20 protein-coding genes are annotated in these 17,077 nt (G+C 70.7%); 11 read left to right on the top strand and 9 right to left on the bottom strand.

The genetic code is table 11. The features are described from left to right. Positions 1 to 12 precede the first annotated feature (12 nt). Complete coding sequence (locus AC07RM_RS12205; RefSeq protein WP_495320472.1) at positions 13 to 1,317, top strand: MFS transporter; 1,305 nt, start codon at positions 13 to 15, stop codon at positions 1,315 to 1,317. A gap of 25 nt (positions 1,318 to 1,342) precedes the next feature. After that, positions 1,343 to 2,452: a M14 family metallopeptidase gene (locus AC07RM_RS12200; RefSeq protein WP_495334614.1), complete on the top strand. Its 1,110-nt coding sequence runs from the start codon at positions 1,343 to 1,345 to the stop codon at positions 2,450 to 2,452. Positions 2,453 to 2,456: 4 nt separating this feature from the next. Here the strand turns inward: AC07RM_RS12200 and AC07RM_RS12195 are convergent, their stop codons facing one another. After that, complete coding sequence (locus AC07RM_RS12195; protein ID WP_495334613.1) at positions 2,457 to 3,350, bottom strand: SDR family oxidoreductase; 894 nt, start codon at positions 3,348 to 3,350, stop codon at positions 2,457 to 2,459. A 93-nt stretch (positions 3,351 to 3,443) separates the two neighbouring features. Between AC07RM_RS12195 and AC07RM_RS12190 the strand changes: the two genes are divergently transcribed. Further along, positions 3,444 to 4,280: a helix-turn-helix transcriptional regulator gene (locus tag AC07RM_RS12190; protein ID WP_495334612.1), complete on the top strand. Its 837-nt coding sequence runs from the start codon at positions 3,444 to 3,446 to the stop codon at positions 4,278 to 4,280. Positions 4,281 to 4,290: 10 nt separating this feature from the next. Here the strand turns inward: AC07RM_RS12190 and AC07RM_RS12185 are convergent, their stop codons facing one another. Further along, positions 4,291 to 5,244: a LysR family transcriptional regulator gene (locus tag AC07RM_RS12185; protein WP_093353091.1), complete on the bottom strand. Its 954-nt coding sequence runs from the start codon at positions 5,242 to 5,244 to the stop codon at positions 4,291 to 4,293. 149 nt (positions 5,245 to 5,393) lie between these two features. Between AC07RM_RS12185 and AC07RM_RS12180 the strand changes: the two genes are divergently transcribed. The 4 genes from AC07RM_RS12180 (at position 5,394) to AC07RM_RS12165 (ending at position 7,939) form a co-directional block, all read left to right on the top strand. Further along, positions 5,394 to 6,071, top strand: a complete 678-nt coding sequence (locus tag AC07RM_RS12180; protein WP_495334611.1) for a polysaccharide deacetylase family protein — start codon at positions 5,394 to 5,396, stop codon at positions 6,069 to 6,071. Position 6,072: 1 nt separating this feature from the next. Beyond that, positions 6,073 to 6,537 carry a cupin domain-containing protein gene (locus tag AC07RM_RS12175; protein ID WP_495334610.1) on the top strand — a complete coding sequence of 155 codons (465 nt, stop codon included), beginning with the start codon at positions 6,073 to 6,075 and terminating at the stop codon, positions 6,535 to 6,537. A gap of 82 nt (positions 6,538 to 6,619) precedes the next feature. Further along, positions 6,620 to 6,937, top strand: coding sequence for an NIPSNAP family protein (locus tag AC07RM_RS12170; RefSeq protein WP_398491980.1), 318 nt, complete (start codon positions 6,620 to 6,622; stop codon positions 6,935 to 6,937). A 27-nt stretch (positions 6,938 to 6,964) separates the two neighbouring features. Continuing rightward, on the top strand, positions 6,965 to 7,939 hold the full coding sequence (locus AC07RM_RS12165) for a Bug family tripartite tricarboxylate transporter substrate binding protein (protein ID WP_495334609.1): 975 nt from the start codon (positions 6,965 to 6,967) through the stop codon (positions 7,937 to 7,939). Between the two features lie 16 nt (positions 7,940 to 7,955). Here the strand turns inward: AC07RM_RS12165 and AC07RM_RS12160 are convergent, their stop codons facing one another. Continuing rightward, entirely contained in the window at positions 7,956 to 8,867 is a 912-nt protein-coding gene (locus AC07RM_RS12160) for a bestrophin family protein (protein WP_495334608.1), read from the bottom strand. A 128-nt stretch (positions 8,868 to 8,995) separates the two neighbouring features. Here AC07RM_RS12160 and AC07RM_RS12155 point away from each other — a divergent pair, with 128 nt between their 5' ends. Further along, complete coding sequence (locus tag AC07RM_RS12155) at positions 8,996 to 9,451, top strand: hypothetical protein (protein WP_495334607.1); 456 nt, start codon at positions 8,996 to 8,998, stop codon at positions 9,449 to 9,451. A 21-nt stretch (positions 9,452 to 9,472) separates the two neighbouring features. Here AC07RM_RS12155 and AC07RM_RS12150 read toward each other — a convergent pair whose 3' ends face one another. From AC07RM_RS12150 to AC07RM_RS12130, 5 genes are all read right to left on the bottom strand, one after another. Next, the gene (locus tag AC07RM_RS12150; protein WP_398491987.1) at positions 9,473 to 9,766 is read right to left on the bottom strand and encodes a YciI family protein; all 294 of its coding nucleotides are present in this window, start codon (positions 9,764 to 9,766) and stop codon (positions 9,473 to 9,475) included. A gap of 13 nt (positions 9,767 to 9,779) precedes the next feature. Continuing rightward, positions 9,780 to 10,748 carry a tripartite tricarboxylate transporter substrate binding protein gene (locus tag AC07RM_RS12145; protein ID WP_495334606.1) on the bottom strand — a complete coding sequence of 323 codons (969 nt, stop codon included), beginning with the start codon at positions 10,746 to 10,748 and terminating at the stop codon, positions 9,780 to 9,782. Between the two features lie 39 nt (positions 10,749 to 10,787). Beyond that, complete coding sequence (locus tag AC07RM_RS12140; protein ID WP_495334605.1) at positions 10,788 to 11,693, bottom strand: SMP-30/gluconolactonase/LRE family protein; 906 nt, start codon at positions 11,691 to 11,693, stop codon at positions 10,788 to 10,790. 174 nt (positions 11,694 to 11,867) lie between these two features. Then, positions 11,868 to 12,581, bottom strand: coding sequence for a hypothetical protein (locus AC07RM_RS12135; RefSeq protein WP_495334604.1), 714 nt, complete (start codon positions 12,579 to 12,581; stop codon positions 11,868 to 11,870). 70 nt (positions 12,582 to 12,651) lie between these two features. Further along, a complete protein-coding gene (locus AC07RM_RS12130; protein ID WP_495334603.1) occupies positions 12,652 to 14,157 on the bottom strand; it encodes an MFS transporter in 1,506 nt (501 codons plus the stop codon). A gap of 138 nt (positions 14,158 to 14,295) precedes the next feature. On the opposite strand from AC07RM_RS12130, the gene AC07RM_RS12125 reads away from it, so the two are divergent. Both AC07RM_RS12125 and AC07RM_RS12120 read left to right on the top strand, forming a co-directional pair. Beyond that, positions 14,296 to 15,216 carry a LysR substrate-binding domain-containing protein gene (locus tag AC07RM_RS12125; protein ID WP_495334602.1) on the top strand — a complete coding sequence of 307 codons (921 nt, stop codon included), beginning with the start codon at positions 14,296 to 14,298 and terminating at the stop codon, positions 15,214 to 15,216. A 134-nt stretch (positions 15,217 to 15,350) separates the two neighbouring features. Continuing rightward, positions 15,351 to 16,091: an SDR family NAD(P)-dependent oxidoreductase gene (locus tag AC07RM_RS12120; RefSeq protein ID WP_495334601.1), complete on the top strand. Its 741-nt coding sequence runs from the start codon at positions 15,351 to 15,353 to the stop codon at positions 16,089 to 16,091. Positions 16,092 to 16,094: 3 nt separating this feature from the next. Here the strand turns inward: AC07RM_RS12120 and AC07RM_RS12115 are convergent, their stop codons facing one another. After that, positions 16,095 to 16,502: a winged helix-turn-helix transcriptional regulator gene (locus tag AC07RM_RS12115; protein WP_495334600.1), complete on the bottom strand. Its 408-nt coding sequence runs from the start codon at positions 16,500 to 16,502 to the stop codon at positions 16,095 to 16,097. Between the two features lie 56 nt (positions 16,503 to 16,558). Here AC07RM_RS12115 and AC07RM_RS12110 point away from each other — a divergent pair, with 56 nt between their 5' ends. Continuing rightward, positions 16,559 to 16,945: a YybH family protein gene (locus AC07RM_RS12110; protein WP_495334599.1), complete on the top strand. Its 387-nt coding sequence runs from the start codon at positions 16,559 to 16,561 to the stop codon at positions 16,943 to 16,945. The last annotated feature ends 132 nt before the right edge of the window (positions 16,946 to 17,077 follow it).

Here is a 17,077-nt window from a genome sequence, read left to right as displayed (position 1 = left end):
CCCTCGACGCCCATGAGCACAACCCCCGCGCACACCGCCATCAGCCGGCGCCAGACCATCGTCGCCACCACCATTGGCAACGGCCTCGAGATCTTCGACTTCACCGTCTACGGCTTTCTCGCGCTGGTGATCGGCAAGCTGTTCTTTCCCACCTTCAGCGGCTACGGCCAGCTGCTGCTCACGGTCGCGACCTTCGGCGTCGGCTTCATCATGCGGCCGCTGGGCGGCATCGTGATTGGCGCCTATGCCGACCGCGCGGGGCGCAAGAAGGCCATGACCTTGACCATCTTCCTGATGGCGCTCGGCTGCGCGGTGATCGCCTTCACGCCCACCTACGCGAGCATCGGCGTCGCGGCGCCGGTGCTGATCGTGCTGGCGCGGCTGATCCAGGGCTTCTCGGCCGGCGGCGAGGTCGGTGCTTCCACCACGCTGCTGGTGGAGCACGCCACGCCGCGCAACCGCGGCTACATGGCGAGCTGGCAGTTCGCGAGCCAGGGCCTGGGCGTGATGCTCGGCGCGGTGGTGGTGGGCACGCTGACCTTCACGCTGTCGCCGCAGTCCATGGAAAGCTGGGGCTGGCGCGTCCCCTTCTTCATCGGCATGCTGATCGCGCCGGTGGGCATGTACATCCGCCGCCACCTTCACGAGTCGCTCGAGATCGCGCCCGATGCGAGCGCGAAGCCGCGCGAGAGCAGCCTGCGGATCGTCTGCACGCAGCATGGCGGCACGGTGCTCGCGGCCATCCTCACCATGGTGGGCGGCACCACGGCCGCCTACGTGATCACTTTCTACATGCCGACCTACGCGGTGCGCGAGCTGGGGCTCGCGCCTTCGGTGGCGCTGTTCGGCGCGGCGATCACGGGCCTGATCCTGTTCGTGGTGTCGCCGCTGGTCGGTGCGCTGTCGGACCGCGTGGGGCGCAAGCCGCTGATCCTGTGGAGCCGCGTCTTCCTCGTACTGCTGATCTACCCGGGCTTCCTCTGGCTCAACGCCTCGCCCACACCGGCGGTGTTGTTCACCGTGCTCGGCGTGCTGAGCCTGGGCCTCGTGGGCCAGACCGCGCCGAGCATCACGATGCTGCCCGAGATGTTCCCGAAGGCCGTGCGTGCCAGCGGCATGTCGCTGGTCTACAGCGTGGGCGTGGCGCTGTTCGGCGGCTTCGCGCCCTTCATCAGCACCTGGCTGCTCAACGCCACCGGCAGCAAGCTCGCGCCGGCGTGGTACCTGGTCGCGATGACCGCGGTCTCCTTGCTGGGGCTGATCTGGCTGCGCGACCATACGGGCCGCGACATCGACGCGGCGGGTGCGCACGCCTGAAACGCTCGCCTCTTCGAAGTTTTTCATGACCACATCCAATCACAGCAGCGCCGCCACGCGGCATTTCTCGGGCACCTATGTCGAGGCCCGCGCCAAGTTCCTCGAGGCCGCGCGCGCTCGCGGCGCGTCGATCGAATCCTTCGTCAACGAGGCCCACCGCGGCGCCCTCGGCGAGGAACTCGCGACCGACGTCGCACTGCTCGGCGCCGTCGACGCGAAGAAGCTGCTGCTCGTGACCTCGGGCACGCACGGCCCCGAAGGCTTCTGCGGCTCTGGCACGCAGGTCGCGACCCTGCACGACGACGACCTGCTCGCGCGGCTTGAGCAGGCCGGCGTCGCGCTGCTGCTGGTGCATGCCGTCAACCCGCACGGCTTCTCGCACCTGCACCGCACCAACGAGGACAACATCGACCTCAACCGCAACCACATCGACTTCGGCGCGCCGCTGCCGGTGAACGCCGAGTACACCGACGTCGAACCGCTGGTGCTGCCCGCGAGCTGGCCGCCGACGCCGGCCGACGAGGCGGCCGTGGCTGCCTACATCGACCAGCACGGCATGCGCGCCTTTCGCGCCGCCGTCACCAAGGGCCAGTACGTCTCGCCCGACGGCCTGTTCTACGGCGGCACCGCGCCCTCGTGGAGCAACAGGACCATCCGCGCGATCCTGCGCAAGTACGCGGCCTCGGCCACCCACATCGGCTGGATCGACGTGCACACGGGCCTCGGCCCCTACGGCCACGGCGAGAAGGTCTACCCGGGCCGCAACGCGCCCGAGGACCTCGCGCTCGCGCGCGCCTGGTGGGGTGCCGACGTCTTCGCGCTGTTTGGCGAGGACTCCGTGTCCGCGCATGTGTCGGGGCCTGTGGTTTCCGCCGCCTACGACGAATGCCCACGGGCGCGCATCGCGCCCATGGGCCTAGAGTTCGGCACCATTCCCATCGACGACATGCTGTTGCGGCTCAGTGCCGACACCTGGCTGCGCCGCCATCCGGACGCGCCCGAGTCGCAGCGGCGAGAGATTCGCCAGCAGCTGCGCGATGCCTTCTACTGCGACAACGACGAGTGGAAGGGCACGGTGCTGGGGCAGACGCGCGTGGTGCTGCTGCAGACGCTGCAGGGCTTGCGCGAGGCCTGATCGTTCAGGCCGTCCGCAGCCGCTCCAGGTCGGCGATCAACGCCGGCCCCGTCGGCTGCCATCCCAGGGTCTCGCGCGTCCACGCGCTCGACGCGGGCAGGTCCAGCCCCGCGAACATCGCGAGCCAGCCGAAGAAGCCCGGTGCTTCCTCGGGCGCGAGGGAGCGAACCGGCAGTTGCAGCCGTCGCCCGAGCGCCTCGGCGATCTCGCGCATCGCCACGCCTTCCTCGGCCACCGCGTGGTACTTCGCGCCCGGCGCTGCCTTCTCGAGAGCGAGCCTGAAGAGCCGCGCCACGTCGAGCACATGCGCCGCGGGCCAGCGGTTGAGGCCGTCGCCGACATAGGCGCAGGCGCCCTTGTCGCGGTACATCTCGATCAACGGGCTGATCAGGCCCTGGCGCGCCGTGTCGTGCACCTGCGGCAGCCGCACGATCGACACGTTCACGCCATGCGCCTTGCCGGCGGCATGGGCCGCTTCCTCCGAGGCCGCGCGCGGATGCGTGTCGGCGCCCACGGTCGGATGGTCTTCCTTCGCCGGCTGGCCCGCCACCGTGTTGGCGATGCCGGTGCCGGAAGTGACGACCAGCGGGCGATCGGAACCCGCGAGCGCGGCGGCCAGCGCATCGATGACCCGGCGGTCGTCCTCGCAGTTCTGAACGAAGCGCGAGAAGTCGTGGTTGAAGGCCAGGTGGATCACGCCGTCAGCGCGCTCCACGCCGGCGCGCAGGCTGCCGGCGTCCTCCAGGGTGCCGTGCAGCACCTCGGCGCCGGCGGCCTGCAAGGCGGCCGCCTTCTCCTGTGAACGGCTCAGGCCGATCACCCGGTGGCCGGCCGCCACCAGTTCCTTGACGACGGGCAGGCCGATGAAACCGGTCGCGCCGGTGACGAACACTCGCATGGGAAAGATCTCCAGGTTGGGTTGGAGGCCAGTCTCGGACCGCGACCCATCCCGGTAAAGTAGTGACGTTATCGTGGTATGGCGGCTAACAGCATGAGCGCAATGGCAAACGGCAATCCGGCGGACGGCAATGCCCTGGGCAACTACCTGAAGGATCGCCGCGCCCGGCTCGATCCAACGGTCTTCGGCTATTCGCCGGACCGTCGTCGCACGCCCGGCCTGCGCCGCGAGGAGGTCGCGCAGCGCGCCCACATCAGCGCCACCTGGTACACCTGGCTCGAACAGGGCCGCGGCGGCGCGCCCTCGGCCGAGGTGCTCGAGCGCATCGCCCAGGCGCTGGTGCTCACCGAGATCGAGCGCGAGCACCTCTACCTGCTGGGCCTGGGCCGGCCGCCCGAGGTGCGCTATCGCCAGCCCGAGGGCGTCACGCCGCGGCTGCAGCGCGTGCTCGATGCGCTGCATCCCTGTCCCGCGCTGATGCGCACCGCGACCTGGGACGTGGTGGCATGGAACCGCGCCTCGAGCGTGATGCTCGTGGACTACGGCCTGCTGCCGCCCGGGCAGCGCAACATCCTGCGCTTCATCTTCCTCGACCCGCGCGCACGTGCCGCGCAGTACGACTGGCAGAGCGTGGCGCGCTTCGCGCTCGGAGCCTTCCGCGCCGACGCCACCCGCGCCGGCGCCGCGGCGCTGGTGCAGCCGCTGGTCGAGGAGCTCTGCCGGCTGAGCCCCGAGTTCGACGCGATGTGGCGCGACAACGACGTGGTCGGCGTGCACGGCGAGGCGGTCAAGCACATCCGCCATCCGGTGCTCGGGCCACTGGCCTTCGAGTACTCGTCGTTCGCGGTCGATGGGCGGCCGGACCTCAGCCTGGTGGTCTACAACCCGACGACGCCGGGGGATGCGCAGAGGATCGGGGCGTTGGTCTGAAGGGGCGGCTTCATCGCGCGGCTGCCGCGCGAGCCTTCCTGCGCGGCGGCTGCGTGTCCTGCAAGGCCTGCTCGACGGCCTCGCGCACGAAGGCCGTGAAGCTGCGCACCAGGGGCCGGATCATGCTGCGGTGGGGCAGCACCGCGTAGATCGTCTTGGCGCGCAGCGGGTTCCTGGGCAGCACCTCCACGAGCGTGCCGCGCGCCAGGTGCTCGGCCACATGGAAGCGGTAGAAGTTGCCGATGCCCGCGCCCGCCACGCAGGCGCTGCGCAGCGCATCGCCGTTGTCCGATAACAGCACGGCCTGCGGCCGGATCGATTGCCACTGGCCCTTGACCTCCAGGTGCCAGGTTTCGGCGACCTCCGAGAAGCGCGGGCACAGGCAGCGATGCCGCGCGAGATCGTCGACCGAGCGCGGCGTGCCGTGCGACTTCAGGTAGTGGGGCGATGCGCACAGGACCTGCGGGCTCTGGGCCAGCACCAGCTGTGCCTGCTTGGTCGGTAGCTCCTCGCCGATGAACAGCGCGAGATCGACCCGCTCGCGCACGAGATCGGGTACGTTGCTGTTGACCACGAGGTCCACGGTGGCACCGGGATGGCTCTCGAGGAATTTAGGCAGCGCCGGCGCGACGACCGCGGAGGCGAAGGAGGGCGGTGCCGTCACGCGCAGGTGGCCGCCGGCCGCCTGCTCGCCCGCGATGCCGGCCACGGCGCCCTCGAGCTGCTCGAGGATGTCCACGCAGCGCGCGTAGAAGGCCTCGCCCGCATCGGTGACGCTGATGCGTCGCGTGGTGCGGTGAACCAGCGCGGCGCCGGTTGCGCGCTCTAGCAGTTGCAGGTGCTTGGTGACCGAGGAGGGCGCCATGCGCAATTGGCGCGCAGCGGTCGTGAAGCTGTTGGCGTTCACCACCGCCACGAAGCAGCGCAGCGACAGCACGCTGGCCTGGTTCAGGAAGTCGGGCATGGCCGATCATTGCATCGAATCTGGAAAAAGTATCTTCTTTCGTTTCCATATTGTGCGTAGCGACCTCGATGCCGATCATTGCGCCAGCTTCCCCGCGACACCGAAGGAGACAAGAGATTGAACCCACACCGCGCATGCGCGCCCGGCCGATGAGCCGCTCGATCACGCTCACGTTCGACAACGGCCCGGCCTCGGCCGTGACGCCCCACGTGCTGGACGTGCTTGAGCGCCACGGCATCCGCGCGACCTTCTTCGTGCTCGGCCAGAACCTGGGCTCGAAGGAAGGCCGCGCACTCGCCTGCCGGGCGAGGGAGGAAGGCCACTGGATCGGCAACCACACCTACACGCACGATGTCCCGCTTGGCGCGTCGTCGGATCCCTTCGCGCCGCGGCAGGAGATCGGCCGCACGCAGGACCTGATCGGCGAGCTGTCGCATCCCGACAGGCTGTTCCGGCCCTTCGGTGGCGGTGGCGTCCTCGGTCCCCATCTGCTGAGCCGCGAGGCGCTCGCGTTCCTGCGCGAGGGGCGATTCACCTGCGTGCTCTGGAACTCGATCCCGCGCGACTGGGACGACCCCGAAGGCTGGCCGCGGACGGCGCTCGCGCAGGCACGCGAACAGGACTGGACCCTCAGCGTGCTGCACGACTACGAGACCGGCGCGATGACGCGGCTGGAGCCCTACATCGAACAGGCCCTGGCCGAAGGCTTCCGCTTCCGGCAGGAATTCCCGCCGGACTGCGTGCCGCTGGTGCGGGGCGTGCCCGTGCATCCCATGGAGACCTTCGTGTCGAACGGCCAGCCCTCTTCATTTCCCCAGGAGACATGACATGCAGAACGAACCCTCGAAGACCGGCGCGGTCATCGTCACGCCCGAGGAGGCCGAGGCGATCCGTCCCTTCGGCCTCGACATGCAGGTGCTGCTCGGCAGCGAACAGACGGGCGGCAGGCTCTCGGTGATCATGGCCTGCCACCGGCCTGGCGAGGGCCCGCCCGACCATCTGCACTTCACGCAGGAAGAGTGCTTCTTCATCGTCGAAGGCCGCTACGAAGTGACCGCCGGCGACATCACGCGCACGGTCGGCGCCGGCACCATCGTCTATCTGCCGCGTGGCGTCGTTCATCGCTTCCGGAACGTCGGAACCACCACGGCGCGCATGCTCGACTGGAGCATGCCGGGCGGGCAGGACCGCTACTTCAGGGAAATCTCCGCGCTGGCGGGCCCCGGCTTTTTGGGCGAGAAGGTCGCGCTGATCAGCGAGAAGCACGACACCAACTTCCCCGCGCCGCACTGACGCGACCCGCGTCGTCCTGCAGCGATGCCAGGCCTCGCGCCGGCGCCGCGGGGACACGCACGCCCCGAGAAAAGGACCACCGATGATCGTCGAACAACGCACCTACCGCGTGCGCGCGGGCACCGTGCGCGACTACCTCCACACCTACGAGCACGAGGGTGGGCTGGCGCTGCAGCGCCAGCACCTGGGCCGCATGGTCGGCTACTTCCACACCGAGTTCGGACCGCTCAACGAGATCGTCCACCTGTGGGCCTACGACGACCTCGCGGACCGCGACCGGCGCCGCGCCGCCCTGTCGGCTGATCCGCAGTGGCAGGCGTACGCGCCGAAGATCTTCCGCTTCATCGAGACGCAGGAGTCGAAGCTCCTGAAACCCGCGACGTTCAGCCCGAGCTATTGAGCGGCCACCAGAGCCCAGGAGACAGACATGAGCCATTCCCTTTCCGTTCGGCGGCTGCTGATCGTGGGCGTGCTCGCGCTGGCGAGCGTCGCGGCCACCGCCCAGGCGAACTGGCCGACACGGCCCATCCGCATCGTCATCGGCCTGCCCGCCGGCCTGGCCGCGGACGTGATCGCGCGCATGTACGGCGAGAAGCTGTCGAAGGCGCTCGGGCAGCCGGTGGTGGCGGACAACAAGCCCGGCGCCACCGGCAACATCGCGCAGGACACGGTGGCCAAGGCGCCGGCCGACGGCTACACGCTGCTCTACGCGGTCTCGAACTCCTTCGTGAGCAACCCACACGCCTTCGCCCGGCTGCCCTTCGATGTCGACAAGGACTTCGCGCCCGTCGCGCAGACGGTGCGCAACGGCCTGTACCTAGTGACCGCCAAGGACTTCCCGGCCAGGACGCTGCAGGAAGCGATGGCGCTGGCGCGCGCGGCGCCCGGCAGGTACAGCTATGCCTCGTACGGGCTCGGTGGCTTTCCGCACCTGGTCATGGAGCTGGTGCTCGCGCAGGAGAAGGTCGAGATGCTCCACGTGCCCTACAAGGGCGGCGCGCTCACCGACGTGGCGGCCGGCACCGTTCCGCTGGTCTGGGAGCCGGCTGCGAATGCCATTCCCTTCATGAAAGAGGGCCGCGTGCGGGCGCTCGCGGTCTGGGGCTACGGCCAGCGAAACCCCGCGACGCCCGAGGTGCCGAACATTGCCGAGCTCGTGCCCGGTGCCGACGTCGCGAGCTTCCAGGGCTTCTGGGCGCCCGCGAAGACGCCGCGCGAGATCGTCGTTCGCCTGAACGAGGAGATCACCCGGGCGAGCCGCGATCCCGCGCTGATCGAGAAACTGCGGCTCGCCTATGCCGAGCCCGTCGTCTCGACGCCCGAGCAGATGGCGGCGGAGGTCCGGCGCGAGTCGGTGCGCTGGCGCCAGCTGATCCGCGACAAGAACATCCGTCTCGATTGAGCGAAGGGCCCGTCGCCTAGGTCTGCACGTACCCCTGACCCTTCGCGCTTGGCTCCGGCAGCGTCTCGCCCATCATCTCGCGCACGCTTGCCTCGATGGTGTGCGACATCGCATCGAGCGCGAGGTCGTTGGGCTCCACGCCGAAGGGCTCCTCGATCTCCGCGCCGAGCGCTTCGAGCGCGAAGAAGGTGTAGGCGATGAAGGCCACCACCACCGGCGTCATCGCGCCGATCGCATCGACCAGCCCGAAGGGTAGGAGCACGCAATAGAGGTAGATGGTGCGGTGGATGATGACCGCGTAGGTGAACGGGATCGGCGTGCCCGCGATGCGCTCGCAGCCGCCCAGTGCCTCGGTGAGCCGGCCCAGCGGCAGCTCGATGGCCTGCGCGAGCTCGGGCGCGAGCCGGCCCTGCAGGCGCTGCGCCTGCAGCCATTCGCCGACCATCAGCAGCAGCACGGCGGGCTTGAAGCGCACCGTTCGCAGGCGTGCGCAGTCCTCTTCCGGCAGCAGGCGCGCGAGGTCGGCCGAGGCATCGGTGCCGCGCAGCTGATGCCGCAGCGCATGCGCGAAGGCGATGAGCCGGGCGACCGGCAGCGCGATGCCTTCGCGCGAAGGCAGCAGCGTGATCAACTGGCGCACCAGCGTGCGCGTCTCGTTGAGCAACGTGCCCCAGAGCGTGCGCGCCTCCCAGTAGCGCGCGTAGCTCGTGCCGTTGCGAAAGCCCAGGAAGATCGCGAGCGTGAGGCCGATCAGCGAGAAGGGCACGAAGTTCAGCGGCACCTTCCACTGGAACAGCCGGCCATGCAGCACGGTCACGAGGATCGCGAAGCCGGTGGTCCACAGCAGTTGCGGCACGATCGACGACAGCACCGAGCCGTGCCAGACGAACAGCATGCGCAGCCAGTGGGGACGGGGGCGGACGATCATGGGGCGGCCATTATCGCCAGCGCCGCGGCCGGTGCGTCGTCGGCCTACAGGCGGCCCGCGCGGTGTTTGCAAGAATGCATCCGGCGATCTGTTCGTCGACCGATGAATGAACCAGGAGGAAGATACGCATGCAACACCGTCTCTCATGGCCGGTTTCCGGCCTCGCCCTGCTCGGCGCCCTCGTCGCCGTCCAGGCCCACGCACAGAGCGATGCCCAGGTCTATGACAACGCGATCGAGCAGGCGGCGCTCGTGTGTCCGGGCCACTCCGCCGAGCGCACGCGGCCCGGCATCCGCGCCGTGGGCGTCGGTGCCTTGCGTGTGCTCGCGCAGCGCCGCATCACCATGTGCCCCGACCGCCGCCTCGACGCCGCCACGCCGGTGGTCTGGTATGGCCGCGCGGGCGTCTTCGCGTGGAATCCCGAGGTCAAGGAGGCCGTGGCGCTGGTCGCGTCCAAGGTCGATGCGATGACGCGCAAGGACGAGTTCCCGGCCGACACGCTCGTGTGGAAGGCCGACGGCAGCGAGGCCAAGGGCGTGACGGTGCCGATGTTCGAGCGCAGGGCGCGGCCGGCGGGCGGCTGAGGCGCCGCGCGTTCTCGAATCTCACTTCGTGCGGCGCCGGTCGAAGAAGGCCTGCCGCCAGGGCATGACGCGCACCGAGGCGAACAGGCCGCCCTGCGCGAAGGGATCGTCGCCGATGAAGCGTTCCGCGTCCGCGCGGTCGTCGGCGTCCACGATGATCAGCGCGCCGATCGCGCGGCCGTCCTCGTCGAGCACCGCGCCGCCGGCCAGCATGCGCTGCTGCCGCTCGCTCAGGTAGTCGAGGTGCGCCGGCTTGAGCGTCTCGCGCAGCGCCTGCGCGTCGGGCTGGTCGAGCGCGAGGATGACGTAGGGCATGCGGCTCTCCGGCTCAGCTCGGCGTGATGCCGGCCTTGGCGATGATCTCGCCCCAGGTCTTCATCTCGCGCACGATGAAGGCCTGGAATTCCGCCGGCGTGCTGCCCACCGGCTCGGCGCCGTTCACCGTCAGCGCCTCGCGCGTGGCGCGGGTCTGCAGGGCCTTGCGCACCTCGGCGCTCAGGCGTTCCACGATGGCCGCGTCGGTGCCCGCGGGCGCGAGCACACCGGTCCAGGCGCTGACGTCGAAGGGCTTGCCCGTGGCCTCGGCGACGGTGCGCACCTCGGGCAGCGAGGGCGAGCGCCGCGCGGTCGACGCGGCCAGCGCGCGCAGCTTGCCCGACTTCACGAGCGGTGCCGCCGCGACCACGTTCGCGAACATCAGGTCGACGTGGCCGCCCATCAGGTCGGCCAGCGCGGGGCCAGTGCCCTTGTAGGGCACGTGCGTCATCGTCACGCCCGACTGCAGCGCCAGCAGTTCCATCGAGAGGTGGTCGGCCGTGCCGCTGCCGGTGGAGGCGAAGGACAGGCGCTTGGAGCGCGCCGCCGCGAGCGCATCGTCGAAGGACTGGATCGACGAGGTGGACGAGGCCACCATGATGAACGGCGACTGCACCGCGAGGCCGATCGGCGCGAAGGCCTTCGCGGTGTCGAAGGGCATGCTCTTCATCATCCACGGGTTGGTGGCATGCGGCACGCTCGCGACCAGCAGCGTGTAGCCGTCGGGCGCCGCCTTGGCCACCAGCTCCGAACCGATCAAGGTGCTGGCACCGGGCTTGTTGTCGACGAAGAAGGACTGGCCCATCGACTCCGACAGCCCCATCGCGATCGCGCGCGCCACCACGTCGGTGCCGCCGCCCGCGGTGAATGGGACGACCACGCGCACCTGCCGGCTCGGATAGGGCGCCGCGGCGCGCGCCGGCGGCAGGGCTGCAGCGGCGCAGGCGCCGGCCAGGGTGGCGATGAATTCGCGGCGGATCATGGGTGTCTCCAGGGGTGTTCTAGTGCGCGTGCCTCGGGGCTACGCGTTGAAATGCAGCCGCAGGCCCGGCTCGGGCCAGGGCAGCGAGGCGAGCTGCCCGGTGCCCGACAGCGTGACGTAGGCGGTCTGCATGGCCGGCCCGCCGAAGCAGAGGTTGGTGACGTAGCTGTCGGGGAAGACCACCTGCCGCAGCAGCGCACCGTCGGGCGCGATGACCGAGACCGCGCCGGTGATCAGCGTGGCGACGCAGATGTTGCCGCCGGCCTCGAGCGCGAGGCTGTCGAAGCGCTGGAAGCCCGGCAGTCCGCAGACGATGCGCCCGCCATGCGGCGAGGGAAAGGGATGCTTGCGCACCACGCCGGGCTCGACGATGTCGAAGGCCCACAGCCGCGCCGTCTCGGTCTCGGCCACGTAGAGCACGCGCGCGTCGGGCGAGAGGCCGATGCCGTTCGCCGACAGCAGCGGATAGGCCACCTCGACGATGCGCGAGCCGTCGGGCAGCGCGTAGTAGACGCCGCCGTAGTCGCGCAGCCGCGCATGCTTCTTGCCGAAGTCGGTGAAGTAGAAGCCGCCGTGCGCATCGAACACGAGGTCGTTGGGCGACGACAGCCGATGGCCGTCGCAGTGCGTGTAGAGCAGCGTGTGCTCGCCCGTGCGCAGGTCGAAGCGGCGGATGCTGCCGCCCTCGTAGTCGGCCGCGGGCCCGGTCGAGGTGAAGCGGCCCGGCACATAGGCGCTGCCGCCGTTGTCGCAGACATAGAGCGCGCCGTCGGGCCCGATCGCCGCGCCGTTCGGACCACCGCCGCAGTCGGCGACCACGTGGCGCTCGCCATCGGGCGAGATCCGCACGACGAGGCCCGCGCGCATCTCGACCAGCAGCACCGAGCCGTCGCCCAGCGCCACCGGTCCTTCAGGAAATTGCAGACTCTCGGCCAGAATCCTCATGCGTTCCTTCTTGCCGCTGTCGATGCCATGCGGCTCGAAAAGGGCTTGTCTCTCAATGATTCGAGCGCTGAAGATACGTGAGGGGCCGTGGCGGCTCAATCACAATTAACTCATGCGAGAAATGATCAAAAGTCATTGCTCGCGGGCGCGAGCCGGGGCGCTCGGACGGCGCGTTCAGGCGGTGCGGATCCAGCGGCCGGACGTGGGGTCCGGCGTCGCCGCTTCGCCGTTCACCAGCACCTGCTCTTCCGTCAGCCGCGATGCGGTCGAGGGATCGACGTCGAAGCAGATCCCCATCGCGCGGACCAGCGCCTCGTCCTCGAGCGGCAGCTCCCAGGTCAGGAACACCTGCAGGGTGTCGCGCTCCGCGCCGAAGTCCGCCGCATCGAATCCCTTGCCATCGCGCCGGATGACGGCATGCGGCTGGCAGGTGTCGAACAGCATGACCGTGCCGCGCGCGAGCGGAAGGCGCACGCCGGCCGAGGGAAAGTGCACGTCGAGGCCGAGGTCCTCGCCGAGGAAGAAATTGCAGAAGGCCGCGCCGCCGTACTGCGCGCCGTCGTGGTGGTAGCGCGCGCCACGGCAGGCCATCAGTGCCACGTCGGCATCGCCCGGCAGGCCGGGCAGCCCCTGCGTGCGCGCCCAGTCGGCCACCGCCTGCACGCATTGGCCGTACGCGGGCCAGCGCGTTCTCGCGCGTGCCAGCGACAGGGGCTCGACGTCGCCGGGCTCGAGCATCAGTTGGGTGCTCGCGTCGCGCCGCCAGTCGGCCACCAGCCGCGCCGGTGGCTCGGGAATCTCCAGCCTCGACGCGAGCACGACCGGGCTCACGCTGCGGCTGCGCAAGGCATCGCCGCGCCAGAAGTACGAGGTCAGGCGCTCAGGCATGGCGAGATGGGAAGGGACGGGAGCCATCGGCCGGCAGTGTAGGGCTCGATGGATTGAGGGGCCGCCGCCTTCAAGGTCGTTCGGCGCGCCACCAGGCCAGCACGGCGCCGAGCAACACCAACACGGCCAACACCGCGGGCACGGCGGCGATCGCATCGCGGAACGCCTCGACCGCTGCCGCGCCGCCCGAGGCCAGCGCGCCGAACTGCCCGGCCGCCACGGCATTGAGCACCTCGCGCGGCACCGGCTCGCCGATGGCCGCCGCGAGCCGCGGCGCCAGGGCCTGCACCAGCACCGCGCCCGGCACGATGGCGCCGAGCGCATCGCCGAGCAGCCGCAGCACGTTGAAGGCGGCGGATCCGGTGCCGGCCAGCGCGTTCGGCAGGCTGGCCATCGCGAGGTAGTCGAGCAGGCCGTAGAGACAGCCGGCGCCGCTGCCGCAGATCGCGAGCGCCAGCCACTCGAGCGCCGCGGGACGCGAGAGATCGGTCCACGCCAGATACAACAGGCCCAGGCCGGCCGCCATCGCGAGGCAGCCGCCGACCAGCACGGCCCGCGTGCCGATGCGCACGGCCAGGCGCGAGGCGAGGGCCGGCATCACCATCGCGGGCATCAGCAGCGCGAGCAGGGTGCGCCCCGCGCGGTCCGCGTCGTGGCCGCGCGCGGCCTGCTGCTGCAGCGGCACGTAGATGAACATCGCGACCCACACCGTGGTGAACAGCAAGGTCAGCAGGCAGGCGAACACGAAGCCGCGGTTGCGCAGCAGCGCGGGCGGCAGCAGCGGCGCCGGATGCCGGCGCTGCGAGTGCGCGAACAGCGATCCCGCGACCAGCGCGAGCGCCAGGCTGGCGAGCACGGCGCTCGCGCCCCAGCCACGCTCGGCGCCGAGGATGCCTAAGGCCATCGCGGCCGCGATGGTCGTGAAGCCCAGCACGGCTCCCACGAGATCGAAGCGTGCGCCCGCCGGCCGGCCCGCATGGCCGCGGAAATTCCACAGCGCCAGCGCAAGCGCGGCCAGCACCAGCGGCAGATGGATCGCGAGCGCCGCGCGCCAGCCGCCCTGCGCAGCCGCGGCGCCCGACAGCAGCGCACCCAGCGTGAGTCCGACGCCGCCGCAGCTGCCGAGCCAGCCGAAGGCGCGCTTGCGTTCGGCCTCGCCATGGAACACGGCCGTGAGCGCGGCCGGACCGCTGGCCGCGAGCAGCGCGCCGCCGGCGCCCTGCAGGAAGCGCGCGACCAGCAGCCATTCGGTGCGCGTGGCCAGCATGGCCATCAGCGTGAAGGCGCTGAAGATCGCGCCGCCCGCGATGAAGCTGCGGCGCTGGCCGATGCGATCGGCCAGCGCGCCGGCCGGCAGCAGGAAGGCGGCGAAGCTCAGCACGAACAGGTTGAGCACCCATTGCAGCGCGCCGAAGCCGATGCCGAAGGCCGCGCCGATCGGCACCAGCGCCACGCCCGCGGCCGTGATCGACATCGCGATCGCGGCCATCGAGAGGCAGGCCGCGGCCAGGGTGGCGCCGCGCGTGGCGGCATCGGCCGGGGCCGGTGTCGGGGTGGTGAGAATGGAGGTCGGCATCGGCGGGCGGATCGTCAAACCGCGCAGGCTACGCATTCGTGGCGGCGGCCGCGATACCGGCGCTGGCACGCCGCGTTGCAGCCGTGGAACGCGGCGGCGAGCCACGCTCGAGGGAAACGCAAGAAAGGCATCGACAGCATGGTGGAAGACCTCAACGACCTACTCCTGTTCGCCCGCGTGGTCGAGGCGGGCGGCTTCTCGGCGGCCGAGCGCGAGACCGGCACGCCCAAGTCGCGCCTGAGCCGGCGCGTGGGCGCGCTCGAGAAGCAGCTCGGCGTGCGGCTGATCCAGCGCTCGGCGCATCGCTTCCAGGTCACCGACGTGGGCGAGCGCGTCTACCGCCACGCGCGCAGCATGGCCGACGAGGCACAGGCGGTGCGCGCCACCGTCGACGAGACGCTGGGCGAACCCGCGGGGCCGGTGCGCATCAGCGCCTCGCCGGTGTCGGGTGAGCTGCTGCTCGGCGGCTGGCTCGGCGAGTTCAGCCTGCGGCATCCGAAGGTGCGCATCACGCTCGACCTGTCGAACCGCTTCGTCGACCTGCTGGGCGAGCGCATCGACCTCGCGATCCGCTATGCGAGCCAGCCGCTGGCTTCGGCCGACATCGTCGCGCGGCCGATCGGCGTGGGGCGCATGGAACTCGTGGGCGCGCCCTCGCTGCTGGCGGCGCATGGCGAACCCACCGAGCCGGCCGACCTGCATCGCTTTCCCGCGCTGGGCCAGGGCGGCGGGCCCGACAGCGTGCGGCCCTGGGCGCTGGTCGATGGCGACGGCCGGACGCTGCTGCACCATCCGCAGCCGCTCTTGATCAGCGACAACTACCAGGCCCTGCGCGAGGCCGCATTGCGCGGCGCGGGCCTGGTGCAGCTGCCGATCGAGGCCTGCCGCGATGCGCTGGCCGACGGCCGGCTGCGCCGCGTGCTGCCGGCCTGGCCCTCGCTGGCCACGCAGGCCTACGTGCTGTATCCGAGCCGCAAGGGCATGAGCTCCGCGGTGCGCGCGGTGCTGGCCCTGCTCGAGACCAAGTACCGCGAACTCGAGCCACCCGGCGCCGGTTGACGAGGGCGTTTGCCGCCGCTGGCGTTGCAACGGCGGCAACGCCCCGTTGCGCTCGCACGGCTCGTGCAACGCGCCGCGCGGCCCTACCTTCGAAGCTTCCTTGTCATCCCTGTTCGCAGAGAAAGAAGCTTCCCATGAACACACAGAACCAGAAGATCGCCGTCGTCTCCGGCGGCTCGCGCGGCATCGGCGCCGCCGTGGCGCGCCGCCTCGCGCGCGACGGCATCACCGTCGCGCTGCTGCACCGGCGCAATGCCGCCGCGGCCGAGGCCGTGGTGCGCGGCATCGTGGCCGAGGGCGGCCGCGCATCCGCGTTCCAGGCCGACGTCACCGACGAGGCCGCGGCGAACGCCGCCGTGGCCGCCATCGCCGAGGCCTACGGCCACATCGACATCCTCGTGCATGCGGCCGGCACCTTCGTCGCGGCGCCGGTGGGCGAGCTCACGCGCGCGATGTTCGTCGAGCAGATGGACACCCATGCCTGGAGCACCATCGTGCTGACGCAGGCCGTGCTGCCGCACATCCCGAAGGCGGGCGGCGCCATCGTCAACGTGTCGACCGACCTGGTCCACATCCCCGGCGGCGGCACCGCGCTGTACTCCGCGGCCAAGGGCGCGGTCGAGGTGCTGACCAAGGGCTTCGCGATGGAGCTCGGCGCGCGCAACATCCGCGTCAACGCGGTGGCGCCCGCGATCACGCGCACCGACATGACCTCGGGCATCCCGGCCGATCACCTGCGCGAGGAGACCGCGCTCACGCCGCTGGGCCGGCTGGCCGAGCCCGAGGACATCGCCGACGTGGTGGCGTTCCTCGCGTCGAACGATGCGCGCTGGGTGACGGGGCGCACGGTGCTGACGGACGGCGGGCGGATCTAGGCTTCAGCGCTCCAGCAGCAATCGGTCGAGCCTGGGCGACTGCGTGCTGTCCAGCGAGGCCGACCAGGCCTCGAGCTGGTCGAGCACGCGCTTGAGGCGCTGCCCCGCCTCGCTGAGGCCGTACAGCGCATGCGCACCGCCCGCCTTGTCGTCATGCCGCTGCACCAGCCGCGCCGCCGCGAGTTCGGCGAGCCGCTCGCCGAGCACCTTGGCGGACACGCCCGGCAGCCGGCGCGCGAGCTCGCCATGCCGCAGCGGCGCCGCGGCCAGGTGCCAGAGGATCAGCGCGCTCCAGCGATGGCCCAGCAGCGCGAGCCAGTGCTCGACCGGGCATTCGGCGGGCAGGCGCGGCTGCGGTGGCGTCGGGGCGTGGGCGCCGTGGATCGGTTCGACGACGGGTGCGGTTTCCATTTGGTAAGTCTCGCCGGGCAATGCTCGAATGATGCCCGTCATCGAGGAGCATCGACATGCCTGCCGTCACCCATCCCGCCGAACTCAACCCGCGCTTCGCCGCGCTCTACAACGCACGCGACCTGGCGGGCCTGCTGTCGCTCTACGAGCAGGACGCCGCGCATCACAACGCGCAGACCGCCGCGACCGACCATGGCCTCGCGGCCATCGAGGCTTCGCTGCGGGCGCTGCTCGCGCTCGGCGGCACCATGACCTCGGTCAACAACTTCTGCGTGGTCAGCGGCGAGCTCGCGCTGCTGCGCGCGGACTGGACCCTTCGCGCGGCGGACGGCGACGTGATCGCGCAGGGCAGCTCGGCCGAGATCGCGCGGCGGCAGGGCGACGGGGGCTGGAAGAGCGTGATCGATCACGCGGTCGGCGCGAGCCTGGCGCGCGTGGCCTGAGTCGGCACCACCGCGCATCCTCGCATCGATGGCGCGGGCCGCGCATGCATGGCCCGTGCGCCGCAAGGATGTCATCCCCGCTTCATCCGAGCTTCACACGATCCCGTTTTTCACAAGAGGGGATCAGTCTTG

The organism is Variovorax sp. GW821-FHT09B05 (genome assembly GCF_059418265.1).
The sequence above is the reverse complement of the archived record's forward strand: the minus strand, read 5'-3'. Positions and strand labels throughout refer to the sequence as shown.

Excerpts from the sequence above, each read along its gene's own strand:
- AC07RM_RS12165 (WP_495334609.1), top strand. The coding sequence starts at position 6,965 with ATGAGCCATTCCCTTTCCGTTCGGCGGCTGCTGATCGTGGGCGTGCTC.
- AC07RM_RS12140 (WP_495334605.1), bottom strand. The coding sequence starts at position 11,693 with ATGAGGATTCTGGCCGAGAGTCTGCAATTTCCTGAAGGACCGGTGGCG.
- AC07RM_RS12145 (WP_495334606.1), bottom strand. The coding sequence starts at position 10,748 with ATGATCCGCCGCGAATTCATCGCCACCCTGGCCGGCGCCTGCGCCGCT.
- AC07RM_RS12115 (WP_495334600.1), bottom strand. The coding sequence starts at position 16,502 with ATGGAAACCGCACCCGTCGTCGAACCGATCCACGGCGCCCACGCCCCG.
- AC07RM_RS12200 (WP_495334614.1), top strand. The coding sequence starts at position 1,343 with ATGACCACATCCAATCACAGCAGCGCCGCCACGCGGCATTTCTCGGGC.
- AC07RM_RS12185 (WP_093353091.1), bottom strand. The coding sequence starts at position 5,244 with ATGCCCGACTTCCTGAACCAGGCCAGCGTGCTGTCGCTGCGCTGCTTC.
- AC07RM_RS12195 (WP_495334613.1), bottom strand. The coding sequence starts at position 3,350 with ATGCGAGTGTTCGTCACCGGCGCGACCGGTTTCATCGGCCTGCCCGTC.
- AC07RM_RS12175 (WP_495334610.1), top strand. The coding sequence starts at position 6,073 with ATGCAGAACGAACCCTCGAAGACCGGCGCGGTCATCGTCACGCCCGAG.
- AC07RM_RS12155 (WP_495334607.1), top strand. The coding sequence starts at position 8,996 with ATGCAACACCGTCTCTCATGGCCGGTTTCCGGCCTCGCCCTGCTCGGC.
- AC07RM_RS12110 (WP_495334599.1), top strand. The coding sequence starts at position 16,559 with ATGCCTGCCGTCACCCATCCCGCCGAACTCAACCCGCGCTTCGCCGCG.
- AC07RM_RS12150 (WP_398491987.1), bottom strand. The coding sequence starts at position 9,766 with ATGCCCTACGTCATCCTCGCGCTCGACCAGCCCGACGCGCAGGCGCTG.
- AC07RM_RS12125 (WP_495334602.1), top strand. The coding sequence starts at position 14,296 with ATGGTGGAAGACCTCAACGACCTACTCCTGTTCGCCCGCGTGGTCGAG.
- AC07RM_RS12180 (WP_495334611.1), top strand. The coding sequence starts at position 5,394 with ATGAGCCGCTCGATCACGCTCACGTTCGACAACGGCCCGGCCTCGGCC.
- AC07RM_RS12130 (WP_495334603.1), bottom strand. The coding sequence starts at position 14,157 with ATGCCGACCTCCATTCTCACCACCCCGACACCGGCCCCGGCCGATGCC.
- AC07RM_RS12120 (WP_495334601.1), top strand. The coding sequence starts at position 15,351 with ATGAACACACAGAACCAGAAGATCGCCGTCGTCTCCGGCGGCTCGCGC.
- AC07RM_RS12190 (WP_495334612.1), top strand. The coding sequence starts at position 3,444 with ATGAGCGCAATGGCAAACGGCAATCCGGCGGACGGCAATGCCCTGGGC.
- AC07RM_RS12160 (WP_495334608.1), bottom strand. The coding sequence starts at position 8,867 with ATGATCGTCCGCCCCCGTCCCCACTGGCTGCGCATGCTGTTCGTCTGG.
- AC07RM_RS12135 (WP_495334604.1), bottom strand. The coding sequence starts at position 12,581 with ATGCCTGAGCGCCTGACCTCGTACTTCTGGCGCGGCGATGCCTTGCGC.
- AC07RM_RS12205 (WP_495320472.1), top strand. The coding sequence starts at position 13 with ATGAGCACAACCCCCGCGCACACCGCCATCAGCCGGCGCCAGACCATC.
- AC07RM_RS12170 (WP_398491980.1), top strand. The coding sequence starts at position 6,620 with ATGATCGTCGAACAACGCACCTACCGCGTGCGCGCGGGCACCGTGCGC.